General features: G+C 28.4%; 12 protein-coding genes. 6 read left to right on the top strand and 6 right to left on the bottom strand.

The window, feature by feature from the left end:
- Nucleotides 1-22: 22 nt before the first annotated feature.
- Complete coding sequence (gene hisC, locus ACIJYG_RS06260) at nucleotides 23-1,105, top strand: histidinol-phosphate transaminase (RefSeq protein ID WP_435096452.1); 1,083 nt, start codon at nucleotides 23-25, stop codon at nucleotides 1,103-1,105.
- 1 nt (nucleotide 1,106) lies between these two features.
- Nucleotides 1,107-2,003, top strand: a complete 897-nt coding sequence (locus ACIJYG_RS06255) for a prephenate dehydrogenase (protein ID WP_435096449.1) — start codon at nucleotides 1,107-1,109, stop codon at nucleotides 2,001-2,003.
- Here ACIJYG_RS06255 and ACIJYG_RS06250 read toward each other — a convergent pair.
- From ACIJYG_RS06250 to ACIJYG_RS06240, 3 genes are read right to left on the bottom strand one after another with little or no spacing between them, the layout of a single operon-like run.
- Nucleotides 2,000-2,746 carry an NlpC/P60 family protein gene (locus tag ACIJYG_RS06250; RefSeq protein ID WP_435096446.1) on the bottom strand — a complete coding sequence of 249 codons (747 nt, stop codon included), beginning with the start codon at nucleotides 2,744-2,746 and terminating at the stop codon, nucleotides 2,000-2,002. The two genes, ACIJYG_RS06255 and ACIJYG_RS06250, sit on opposite strands and share 4 nt — an antisense overlap.
- A complete protein-coding gene (locus ACIJYG_RS06245; RefSeq protein WP_435096443.1) occupies nucleotides 2,736-4,112 on the bottom strand; it encodes an AmpG family muropeptide MFS transporter in 1,377 nt (458 codons plus the stop codon). The genes ACIJYG_RS06250 and ACIJYG_RS06245 overlap by 11 nt, the downstream gene beginning before the upstream one ends.
- 2 nt (nucleotides 4,113-4,114) lie before the next feature.
- A complete protein-coding gene (locus tag ACIJYG_RS06240) occupies nucleotides 4,115-5,554 on the bottom strand; it encodes a TrkH family potassium uptake protein (RefSeq protein ID WP_435096440.1) in 1,440 nt (479 codons plus the stop codon).
- A gap of 89 nt (nucleotides 5,555-5,643) precedes the next feature.
- On the opposite strand from ACIJYG_RS06240, the gene ACIJYG_RS06235 reads away from it, so the two are divergent.
- The 4 genes from ACIJYG_RS06235 to ACIJYG_RS06220 are packed head-to-tail and all read left to right on the top strand — an operon-like array spanning nucleotide 5,644 to nucleotide 9,170.
- On the top strand, nucleotides 5,644-7,206 hold the full coding sequence (locus tag ACIJYG_RS06235) for a lysine--tRNA ligase (RefSeq protein ID WP_435096437.1): 1,563 nt from the start codon (nucleotides 5,644-5,646) through the stop codon (nucleotides 7,204-7,206).
- On the top strand, nucleotides 7,206-8,258 hold the full coding sequence (locus tag ACIJYG_RS06230) for a quinone-dependent dihydroorotate dehydrogenase (RefSeq protein WP_435096434.1): 1,053 nt from the start codon (nucleotides 7,206-7,208) through the stop codon (nucleotides 8,256-8,258). Before ACIJYG_RS06235 ends, ACIJYG_RS06230 begins: the two co-directional genes overlap by 1 nt.
- Before the next feature lie 52 nt (nucleotides 8,259-8,310).
- Entirely contained in the window at nucleotides 8,311-8,622 is a 312-nt protein-coding gene (gene rpmB / locus ACIJYG_RS06225) for a 50S ribosomal protein L28 (protein ID WP_435088111.1), read from the top strand.
- Nucleotides 8,622-9,170 carry a queuosine precursor transporter gene (locus tag ACIJYG_RS06220; RefSeq protein ID WP_435096431.1) on the top strand — a complete coding sequence of 183 codons (549 nt, stop codon included), beginning with the start codon at nucleotides 8,622-8,624 and terminating at the stop codon, nucleotides 9,168-9,170. The genes rpmB and ACIJYG_RS06220 overlap by 1 nt, the downstream gene beginning before the upstream one ends.
- Before the next feature lie 2 nt (nucleotides 9,171-9,172).
- Here ACIJYG_RS06220 and speB read toward each other — a convergent pair whose 3' ends face one another.
- The 3 genes from speB to ACIJYG_RS06205 are packed head-to-tail and all read right to left on the bottom strand — an operon-like array spanning nucleotide 9,173 to nucleotide 12,278.
- Nucleotides 9,173-10,048: an agmatinase gene (gene speB, locus ACIJYG_RS06215; RefSeq protein WP_435096428.1), complete on the bottom strand. Its 876-nt coding sequence runs from the start codon at nucleotides 10,046-10,048 to the stop codon at nucleotides 9,173-9,175.
- A gap of 2 nt (nucleotides 10,049-10,050) precedes the next feature.
- Nucleotides 10,051-11,094 carry a 1,9-bis(guanidino)-5-aza-nonane synthase gene (locus ACIJYG_RS06210; RefSeq protein ID WP_435096425.1) on the bottom strand — a complete coding sequence of 348 codons (1,044 nt, stop codon included), beginning with the start codon at nucleotides 11,092-11,094 and terminating at the stop codon, nucleotides 10,051-10,053.
- Nucleotides 11,094-12,278, bottom strand: coding sequence for a type III PLP-dependent enzyme (locus ACIJYG_RS06205; protein WP_435096422.1), 1,185 nt, complete (start codon nucleotides 12,276-12,278; stop codon nucleotides 11,094-11,096). Before ACIJYG_RS06205 ends, ACIJYG_RS06210 begins: the two co-directional genes overlap by 1 nt.
- Nucleotides 12,279-12,288 lie beyond the last annotated feature (10 nt).

The following is a 12,288-nucleotide window of genomic DNA, read 5'->3' as shown; positions in this document are numbered from 1 at the left end:
AAAGAACTCATAAATTAAAAATATGACCACTCCAAAATTTAAAAATTTTAATATTGAGCCCTACAAACCGGGTAAATCCAAAATTAAAAAACTAAAAAAAATAATTAAATTATCAGCAAATGAGTCAGCTTTGGGAATGAGTTCCAAAGCAACCAAGATAATATCTAATAAAGGGTTAAATTTAGAGAGATATCCAGATGGTAAATCTCAGAATTTAAGAAAAGAAATATCAAAAAAATTTAAATGTGATCCAGATAAAATTATATGTGGAGCAGGTTCAGATGAAGTTATTCAAATGATCTGTCAATTATTTTTAAAGCCAAAAGATGAAGTTGTAGTTCCAGAATACAGTTTTCTAATGTACAGAATTTATGCAAATATTGTTGATGCAAAAGTTAAATTTGCAAAAGAAATTAACTATAAAATTTCAAATATTGAGATACTCAAAAAAGTAACAAAAAATACAAAAATAGTTTTCCTTGCTAACCCTAATAATCCTACTGGAACTTATTTGACAAAAAAAGAGTTACTAGATCTTAGAAAAAAATTGAATAAAAATATTTTATTGGTGGTAGACGATGCTTATGCAGAGTATATGAAAAATTCTGACTACAAATCAGGATTAGATTTGTTTAAAAACAAAGACAATGTTTTTGTATTAAGAACATTCTCTAAAATATTTGGACTAGCTTCTTTACGAGTTGGGTGGGGATATGGATCCAAAAAGATAATAAATGCATTAAATGTTATAAAACCCCCATTTAATGTTAGTCATATTGGACAAATGGCAGCAATGGAGTCACTTAAAGATCAAAATTTTATAAAACGCTCAATAAAACATAACTTATATTATGCAAAGAAATTAAAATCTTTTCTTGAAAGATACGAAATTTTTTCAAATCCAATTTCTGCAAATTTTTTATTTTTAGATTTTGAAAAATGCAAATATACAGCAAAGTATTTTTATGAAAGACTAAAAATAAAAGGAATTATTTTAAGATCCACAGAGGATGGTTATCACATTAAAAATAAATTAAGATTAACTATTGGATCTAAAAATGAAAATTTAGCATTTATGAATGCTACAAAAAAAATATTAAATTAATATGAAAAATGTTTTAATTATTGGATGTGGGTTATTAGGATCATCTTTGCTGAGAAGAATTCAAAAAAAGAGGATGGCTAACAAGATTTATATTTATGAGAAATCAAAATCCAACATTACAAAAATAAAAAAATTAAAACTACCAGGAATAATAATAAAAAAATTAGAGGATGGAGTTGTAAAAGCAGATTTGATTATTTTATGTACACCAATGAATGAATATAAGAATCTTATTCTTAGAATGAATAAATGTTTATTATCCAAAACTATTATAACTGACATAGGTTCGTCAAAAATAGAGTCATCAAAGATTATTAAAAAATTTTTAAGAAAAGATATTTCCTGGACACAAAGTCACCCAATAGCAGGATCCGAGGTAAGTGGACCAGAGTATGGAAGGCAAGATATATTTGAGGATAAATGGTGTGTTTTGATAAAAGAGAAAAATACTAAGAAAAATCATTTAAATATATTGAATAAGTTTTGGAAAAAGATTGGATCAAAAATAGTTATTATGAGTCCAGAAAAACATGATAAAATTTTCTCTATAACTAGTCATCTTCCACACTTGATTGCATACAATTTAGTAAAATCAGCACAAGACTTTGAAAAAATACAAAATTATGATTTGATTAAATATAGTGCAGGTGGGTTACGAGATTTTTCAAGAATAGCAGCCTCAAATGAAATTATGTGGAGAGATATATTTTTTAACAATAAGAAAAATATTTCAAAAGCTATTGATCTATTTATCAAAAACTTAAATTCCTTTAAAAAAGATATTAATTCAAAAAATAATAAATCAATTTTAAAAAAATTAATTCAAACCAAAAAAGTAAGAACAAAAATCATTAAATTAAAACAAGATGTTAACAAACCTGATTTTGGAAGAAGTTAATATTTTATAGAGGATATTTTTTTTATAGACAGGCTAGCTGTTCTTTCAATTCTCTCTATTGTTTTTATTATTGGCATAATTAATACTTTTTTTTCTGGACCATAAGCGTGGATTAATTTTTTAGAATCAATGCACATGGCAACATGACCTTTCCAAAAGATTACATCACCTTTTTTAAATACTTTTCTTTTTAATTGTTTTCTAGAATATTTGATTTGGTCTTTTGTATCTCTTGGATAAAAGGAGTTATTATAATAATAAAATAGCTGCAATAAAGCTGAACAATCAATTCCATTGAAAGTTTTACCACCCCATACATATTTGGTTTTTAAAAATAATTTAATTATTTTAGTAAAATTTTTTTCTTTATGATCTATTTTCTTTAAATCATATTTTTTTACCCATTTATTTTTTTCAAATTCTGCAAGATTTTTACTTTCTTTAATTATCGAAATTTTTGAACCAAAGGGTAAAAATTCATTTGTTATTTTTTTTTGTGCACTCCAAACTTTAGCTTTTAAACTATAAACTTTATGACTTGGCTTATGTTTGTCTGTATATTTTTCATTTTTGATGAAACCTATGTAATTATCGAATGAAGATCTTATTTTCATCCATTCTTTATTTTTAGATATGATTTTAAATTTTTCTCCATAGATTATTTGAGAAGTAACTTCAGAATTCTTTGAAGCTTTTTTATAAATATTTGAGAATTGACTCTTATAAAAAAAATTATTTTTCACGAAGTTTAAGTTTATCTTTAATAAACCATAAGCAAATCAATGAGGGGATAACCATAATTGCAGTTAAAATAAAGAATATACCCCAGTCTCCATTTAACCAATCCACTAATGCTCCGGATGAGGATGCAAGTGTAGTTCTTCCTGCCGTTCCAATAGAGGCAAGAAGTGCATATTGAGTTGCAGTATAAGTTCTGTCTACTAACAATGAAATAAAAGCTACAAAAGCAACTGTTGCAAAAGCTGCAGCTATATCATCAAAAATAACTGCAATTGCAAATAACAATTCTGATTTTCCACTCCATGCGAGTGCTGTAAATAATAAATTAGTTGCAGCCATTAGGATACCTGCAAGAAACATTGCTTTTAAAACTCCTGATCTAATTACAAAAAGACCACCCAATAATGTAAAAATAACTGTCGTTATCCAGCCTAAGGTTTTAGAATAAATTGCAATATCACCCTTAGAAAATCCAATTTCTTTATAAAAAACAATCGACATACGACCTAAAAATGCCTCACCTATCTTGAATAAAAACACAAACCCTAAAATACCTATTGCAATAGAAAACCCATTTTTTTTGAAAAAACTTATTACAGGACCTCCAAGAGTTCCACTTATCCATGAAATTATGTTTGTAATAAAATTTTGTGATCCAAGTTTACTTTGTATAAGCTCATCAGTTTTTTTCTGATTAACCTTTCTAGTATTTGAATGTGTTTCATGAACAAACATCAATCCAATATTCATTAAAATTACTACAATCCCTAAAATTAAAAATGTTGATTGCCAGTAATTAGTTATGCCAATATTTTGAAAGTATTCCGCAGTAAATAAAGCTATTACACCACCTAATTTATATCCACTCCACCAACCAACCACTGCCATTGCAGCTCCAGCAGCCATTGATTTACCCTCATTTTCACCAATCTGCTCAATTCTTAATGCATCTACAGTTATGTCTTGAGTTGCTGATGCAATTGCAATGATTAAACCAATTGTAATTAGTAGAGCAAGATTTTCTGTTGGATTTATCAAACTCCAACCAACCAAACAGATTAAAATTGCAGTTTGCATTAATACTATCCATCCTCGTCTATGGCCAAGTTTTTTTGTAAGATAGGGAATTTGTAGTCTATCTATAAGAGGAGCCCACAAATAATTAAATGCGTATACTCCGAATATTAATCCAGCCCATCCTATTGTTGATCTACTTAAGCCTTCCTCTTTGAGCCATAAACTTAAGCTACTGCCGATCAAAACCCATGGAAAACCAGAGATTGCTCCAAGTAATAGTATTCTCAACATTCTTCTATCAAAATAAACTGAAAAAGTTTCTGATAGAGATTGTTTTTTAATTTCAAGCATTTTTAACTTCTCCAAAAAGATGGTAAAAATAATACTAATATTGCAAATAGTTCAAGTCTACCTAAAATCATACCAATTGTTAAAATCCACTTAGAAATATCAGGTAAAGATGAAAAATCTCCATTAGGACCTATTATAGGCCCTAGTCCAGGTCCAACATTTGAAATTGATGTAGCAGCTCCCGAAATTGCTGTAATAAAATCGAGACCAGTTAACGATAGTAGTGCTGTAAGTAAAAAGAAGATTACAAAGTAAAAATAAATAAAAGAAATTATTGATGCAATAAATTTATTATCAACTGAACCCTGATCATATTTGATAACAAACACACCTTTTGGATAAATAATTTTTTTAAGTTGATTTGCTATAAACAAATACAGAATTTGAATTCTAAAAATTTTGATACCACAGGCAGTTGAACCAGCACATCCACCTATAAACATTAGTGCTAGAAACAAAGTTATTGGAAAACCACCCCAGCTATCATACTCAGAATTTACATAACCAGTTCCTGTCAATATAGAAATAGTGTTAAAAAAAACTGACCTTAAATTAAAATTTTCATTATTAACTAATAATAGATATATCGACAATAATATAATTGCTGTAACAATAATTTTAAAAAAAGTTTTAATTTGCACATCTGTTAAAAAAATTTTTTTGTTTCCATTTATAAATTTGATGTATGCAATAAATGGGATACTTCCTAAAATAATGAATATCATTGATGCTATTTCAATTGGAATACTATTGAAAAAACCTATGGATTGATTGTAATTTGAAAAACCACCTGTTGCTATCGTGGTCATAGAGTGTGTTATGCTGTCAAATTTACTCATTCCAAACAACCAATAAGTCAAAGCACACATTAAAGTTAGTCCTGAATATATATAGATTAATCTCAGAGCTATCTCTTTAGATTTTGGAAGTATTTTTTCTTCAGAGTCATTGCTAGAAATTTTAAACAATTGCATTCCACCAACGTTCATTATTGGCATTAAAGTAATAGCCATGACAATGATACCAATACCACCTAACCACTGTAGTATTGCTCTCCATAATAAAATTCCTTTTGGTGTAAACTCAAGATTTGAAATAATTGTTGAGCCGGTAGTTGTTATCCCAGACATACTTTCAAAAAATGCATCAGTGATGGATAATTCTATTGTTGAAAATATAAAAGGCAAAGATCCAAAAATTGCGATACTTAACCAAGAAAGTGCAGTGAGCAAAAAAGCTTGTTGTAAATTTAATTTTTTATCATGATCTAAGTTAGCTAAAAAAAATAAAGTTCCAAAAATTATTGTAACAATTGATGCTCCAAAAAATGAAGAGTCTATTTCAGAATAAGCAAATTGAGCAATAATGGGTATGAACATGGACACCCCAAGAATTATTTGTAAAATTCCCAGTGTAAAAAAAACAGTTTTATAATTAGACATTTTGAAAGAACATTATTTTATGGTAAATAAATTTCAACTCTATAAGAATTAGTAAAATCACTGATTTAAGATTTTTAGAAGCAAAATTCATGATTAAAAAAGAAAATTTAGATAAAACTAGTGCTTGGCCTTTTGTAGAAGCAAAAAAACTACTTCGAGAAAGAAAGTCCTTTATAGAAAAAAAAGGCAAGATTACTCTTCAAACAGGTTATGGTCCTAGTGGTCTTCCACATATTGGAACATTTGGTGAGGTTGCAAGAACATCAATGATGGTAAATGCTTTAAAGCAACTATCAGATCTTCCAACCGAAATAATAACATTTTCAGATGATATGGATGGCTTACGAAAGGTGCCAGACAATGTCCCTAATCAAGAATTATTGAAAGATAACCTTCATAAACCGCTGACTAAAGTTCCTGATCCATTTGGAAAATTTGAAAGTTTTGGTGAACATAACAATGAAATGTTAAAAAAATTTTTAGATAGTTTTAAATTTAATTACAATTTTCAAAGTTCTACATCACTTTATAAAAGTGGATTTTTCAATCCAACACTTAAAATAATTTTAGAAAATTATGAAGGAATTATGAATATTATTATTCCAACTTTAGGTAAGGAACGTCAACAAACTTACAGTCCCTTTTTACCGATTTGTCCTGAGACTGGACATGTTTTAGAAATTCCTGTTATCGAAATTGATAAAAAAAAATCAAATATTATTTTTGATAATAAAGGTAAAAAATTAGAGACAAGTGTCTTGGACGGGAATTGTAAATTACAATGGAAAGTTGATTGGGCAATGAGATGGTACGCATTAGATGTAGACTTTGAGATGTACGGAAAAGATTTGATTGAAAGTGCAATTTTATCCACAAAAATAATAAATTTATTAGGGAAGAAAAATCCATCTGGTTTTGCATATGAGTTGTTTTTAGATGAAAAAGGAGAAAAAATTTCTAAATCAAAAGGAAATGGGATAACGATTGATCAATGGCTGGAATATGCATCACCAGAAAGCTTATCCTTGTACATGTATCAAAATCCAAAAAGAGCAAAAAAGCTATATAAAGAAATAGTGCCTAAAGCTGTTGATGAGTATTTAGATTGTATTGAAAAATCCAAAAAACAAAATGAGCTACAGTTATTAATGAATCCTGTATGGCACGTACATAATGGTAATATTCCAAAAGAAGAAATGATTATGACATTTTCAATGTTACTTAATTTAGTTGAAACAAGTAATGCTGACAGTAAGGATTTGTTATGGAAGTTTGTTAAAAAATATAAGTCAGATATTTCTGAAAAAAATTTTTCAATTTTTGATGGCCTGGTTGGTTATGCAATTAAATATTTTAATGATGTAATTAAAGCTCAGAAAAAATATAAATCACCAAATGTGTCAGAAAAACTAGCTCTTGAAGCATTAGTGAAAACTCTAAAAAAATGTACAGATGAAATGTCTCCAGAAGATATTCAAACTTTGATTTATTCTACTGGAAAAGAAAATGGTTATGCAGATAACTTGAGAGATTGGTTCAAATTAATATATGAGGTAGTTTTTGGTGATGAAAATGGACCTCGAATGGGATTTTTTATAAGTTTTTTTGGTGTAAAAGAAACTACTGAGCTGTTAATGAATAAATTAAAATAATGTTTTCTAAATTAAGACCGCTGATATTTAAAGTAGATCCTGAAAAAGCACATACGTTAGCAATAAAATCGTTAAAATTTAATTTAATTCCCAATGTATTTGATGAAAATAAAAATGATCCTATTTTTCAAACAAAAATTTTTGACAAAGATTTAGATAATCCAATTGGAATGGCAGCTGGTTTTGATAAAAATGCAGAGGTATACAACTCATTATTTAAATTAGGTTTTGGATTTGTAGAGGTTGGAACGATTACTCCTTTGAAACAATATGGAAATCCTAAACCTAGAGTATTTAGATTGGTAGAAGATGAAGCATTAATTAATAGATTAGGCTTTAATAATCATGGTGCTGAAATTGTTAAAGAGCGTATTAAACGTAATAACAAAGTGGGCTTACTTGGTATTAACATTGGACCCAATAAAGACTCTAACGATAGATTGAATGATTATTTAATAGGATTAAAAACTTTCTATGATGAAGCCGATTATATAACAATCAATATTTCATCACCAAACACTGAAAATTTAAGAACATTTCACGAAGGTAATAAATTAAAAGATTTACTCAAGTCTATTATGACAGAAAAAAAAAATTTAAAATCAAATATTCCTATTGCTGTTAAAATTTCACCAGATATAAATGAAAATCAAATTAACTTAATTTCTGAAATTCTTTTAGAATGTGAAATAAAAGCAATCATCATTTCAAACACATCAGAAGCTACAAGGGATAAACTGAGTGATATACAAGGACATCAAAAAGGGGGCTTGTCAGGAAAACCAATTGAAGAAAAATCTAACATTCTAATAAATAGATTTTATAAATTATTAAAAGGAAAAATAAAAATTATTGGTGTTGGTGGGATTGATTCTGGTAAGGCGGCTTATGACAAGTTAGCAGCTGGCGCAGACTATGTGCAGTTATATACAGGGATGGTTTTTAAAGGTCCAAATATTGCAGGAATTATAAAAAAAGACCTAAAAGAATTATTAATTAGAGATGGAGTTAAAAATTATACTGAAATTGTAGGAAATAAAACTCTATCTTAAATCTATTAAACTTGACGCTTTCCATATCTCCCCTTATATAGGCACTATTATTATGTCAAAAAAATGTGAATTAACTGGAAAAATCCCCATGAAAGGTCACAACGTTAGTCATGCTAACAACAAGACTAAGAGAAGATTTTTACCAAATTTAAAAAAAGTAAAATTCACAAGTGAATTATTAAAGAGAAGTCTAAAGTTAACAGTAAGCAATTCTGGTGTTAGATCTGTTGATAAAAAAGGTAGCTTTGATGAATTTCTCAAGGCAGTTAAAAACAAAAATCTGTCTCCAAGATTAAAAAAACTAAAAAAAAGTATTTTAATAAAATCTCCATTTAAGAAAAAGCCCATAGCTAAAACTGCTTAATGAGCAAACTTTTTATTACCCTGTCAATTTTGATGGGAGTAGTTGTTTTATCCTCAAATTATCTAGTTCAATTTCCAATTAATTATTATGGATTAAGTGAGATTCTCACTTATGGAGCTTTTAGTTATCCAGTAGCTTTTTTGATTACAGATTTAGCCAATAGATTTTATGGTAAATTTGTTGCAAGAAAAATTGTATATTTTGGATTTTTTATTGGAATTATTTTTACTCTTATATTTTCAACAAATTTTGCTGATTTAATTTCTATTAGAATAGCTATTGGATCTGGAATAGCTTTTCTAACAGCTCAACTATTAGATATTCAGATTTTTGACCGTCTAAGAAAAAAAGATTGGTTTATAGCCCCTTTAACTTCATCTGTAATTGGATCTACAGTTGATACTTTTTTATTTTTTTCGATTTCATTCTATGCAACAGGTGTGCCTTGGATAACATTATCATTGGGTGATCTAGCAGTAAAACTATTTGTATCTCTGGTAATGTTGGTACCATTTAAAATTTTACTTAAGATCAGTAAGCCTGTCTAAAATTAATATAAAAATTTATAAGATAAAATTTTGTAAGCTAGTTTTGCTACAAGAAAGTTATATGAGTTAAAGCCTTTTATTGGTGATAATTCATTAATATCTGCACCAACAATTTTTGAATTTTTTGCTGCAATTCGAATAATATTTAAAGTTTCATCCCATAACAATCCACCTGGTTCAGGAGTTCCTGTTGCTGGCATGATACTTGAGTCTAATCCATCTACATCAAAAGTTAGATAAACTGTTTTGTTCTTAATTAATTTCTTAAATTTATTAAGATTCCATTTATTTTTATCTTTTGCCCAAAATATATTAATTCTTGATGAATTTTTTTTTAAAAAAGGAATCTCACTTTCTGATATATTTCTAATACCAAAAGAAATTAGAGAAACGTTTGGGTAGTCCAAACATCTTTTTATAGCTGAGGCATGGGAGAACTTTTCTCCATTATAGCTTTCACGCAAGTCTGCATGAGCATCAAAGTGTAGTAGACAAATATCCTTATATTTTTTTGCAAAAGGAGCAATACAACCAGGTGTGATAGAATGTTCACCACCAAAAGTCATTGGAAAAAGTTTTTTATCTAAAATTTCCTCATTAATTTTAGACATTTTACTAAGTGCTTTTTTGATATCTTTATCAATTTTAAATGGCTTTAAAGTTTTAATACCTATCTTTTTATGGGGCTCACAATTCAATTCTTCGTCATAAAGTTCAACTTGGTGAGATGCTTTTATTATTTCTTTTGGACCATTTTTTGTTCCCCCACCATAACTCACTGTTTTTTCAAGACCAAAAGGAACTATTACAACTTTTTCTTTAAAATTGACTTTATTGTCAATTCCTAGAAATCCATTTTTATTTGAAAGATATTTCAATTTTATTCAAAAATTTTTGTAAAGTTTTTTCTATCTCTATTTTTCCACTCACCCTTATGATAAGCATCACTTGCAATCAAAGGTAATACACTTGTTGCCTCTGCAAATACCATTTGTTCTTTTGTAATATCAACTTTCCCCCAAGAACTTGCTTCCTTTAATGTTGAGCTACTGCAAGCACCATCTCTACTATCAGCAACAGTTATTTGTACAGCATATTTATGCATGTCAACTTCTTTACCTAATAGTTCAGCACAAATTACTGTATCTTGAATAAAATTTTTTGGTACACCTCCACCAATCATGAATAGACCCGAACCTTTAGATTTAATCTTTATTTCTGTTAACTCTCTGAATTCTCTTACAGAGTCTATAGTCATGTGTTGTTTTGGATTTTTTTCTTGATGAATCACTAAACCAAAACCTGCACTTGAATCCGTGAAAGCTGGACAAAATATTGGCACATTGTTATCAAAAGCTGTTTCGATTAAAGAGTCTTTCTTTTTAGAATTCTTCTTTAAATATTTTCCCATTTCATAAATAAATTCTCGTGACGTGTAACTTCTTGGTTCCAATGTATCAGCTATTTCACAAATAATTTTATCACACATTTGAAGCTCTTCTTCATCAATATACGTGTCATATATTCTATCTATATAATTATTTCTTAATTCAGTATCATCTTGAAATTGAGAACCTTGATAGTGTTTGAATCCAAGTGCTTCAAAAAAATCCATGTCTACAATAGAAGCTCCAGTTGCAACAATAGCATCAACCATATTGTATTTCACAAGATCTTTATAAATATTCATACACCCAGCGGCTGATGTTGATCCAGCCAAAGTTAGAAATATTGTACAATTTTTATCTTTCAACATATCATTGTAAATATTGGCAGCATTAGCTGTTTCCCTTGAAACAAAGGACATTTTTTCCATTGAAGAGATTATTTTTCGAGAATCGAACGAAGTTATATCAATGTGTTCTACAGGGTTTTTTAAGAAGTCTTTTTTACTATTATGACCTGGGTTTTTTTGATCAGACATTAAGCAACCAAAGTAGCTTTGTTAATGTCTTTGTCATACATTGTCATGATTGGTTTATCTTCAACTTCAAATATTTCATCAGAGTAATAACCATTAAATTGAGTTCTAAATGTTAAACCATAAGCACCAAGTTGGCCAAGCTCAATATAATCATTTTCCTTTATATTATTTGGAAGAAGAAAAGGACCCTTCATATAATCCATGCTATCACATGTAGGTCCAAAAAAATCAAAAGCTGTTAATTTTTTTGATATTATCTTATTAGAATTTTCTTTAATCATTTTAGATGGAAACACAATATTTGGAGTTCCTGCATCAAACAGAGTTCCATATGTACCATCATTTATGTAAAGTTTTTGTTTTTTCCTTAAATTTACTCTGACAATTGTGGAACCACTTTCAGCAACTAAAGCTCTTCCAGGTTCACAAATAATTTCAGGCATTTTTTCAAGTTTTAAATTTTCTAAACCTTTTTTAATTTCATTAAAATAACTATCCATAGTTTGAGGCACTAAGTCTGGATAAATTGTTGGAAATCCTCCTCCAACATTAATGTAATTAGGTAAAATTTTTGTTTTTTTAATTATATTTCCAATTTCATTAATGCCTTTAGAGTATGAAATGGGATGCATGCATTGTGAACCAACGTGAAAGCTTAAACCAATTTTCTTTGCATGTTGTTTTGCTAGTCTTAACAATCCTGCTGCTTCTGAATTTAAAGCACCAAATTTTTTGGATAAATCTATTTCAGCATGCTCATTAGAAACTGCAACTCTAACAAATAATTCTAAATCTTTGGCACCTTTTGTACTTTTAATAATCTTTATTAATTCATCCTTAGTATCTAGTGAGAATGTTTTTACTCCATGGTTAAAATAAGCTTCTTTAATACTTTCTCTACTTTTTACAGTATGCATGTATGAACATTTTGCTGTTTGGCTAAACATTCTAATACTTTTAATTTCCTCTATAGAAGCAACATCAAATTGTTCTACACCACTATCTATGATTGATTGAATTACGACAGGATGTGGATTGGTCTTAACCGCATAAAGAATTTTACCCGGAAAATTTTTGTTGAAATATTTTACTGCAGAACGAATAGAATTCTTTCTGATACAATATATCGGTTTTTCAGGTTTCAGTTGATTTACTATTTGTTCAACTGATTTAAATTTTTGCATTTAAAATGCC

This window comes from Candidatus Pelagibacter bacterium nBUS_27 (assembly GCF_051200985.1).
GTDB lineage: Bacteria > Pseudomonadota > Alphaproteobacteria > Pelagibacterales > Pelagibacteraceae > Pelagibacter.
Note: the sequence above shows the minus strand (reverse complement) of the source record. Positions and strands in the feature narration are given on the sequence as shown.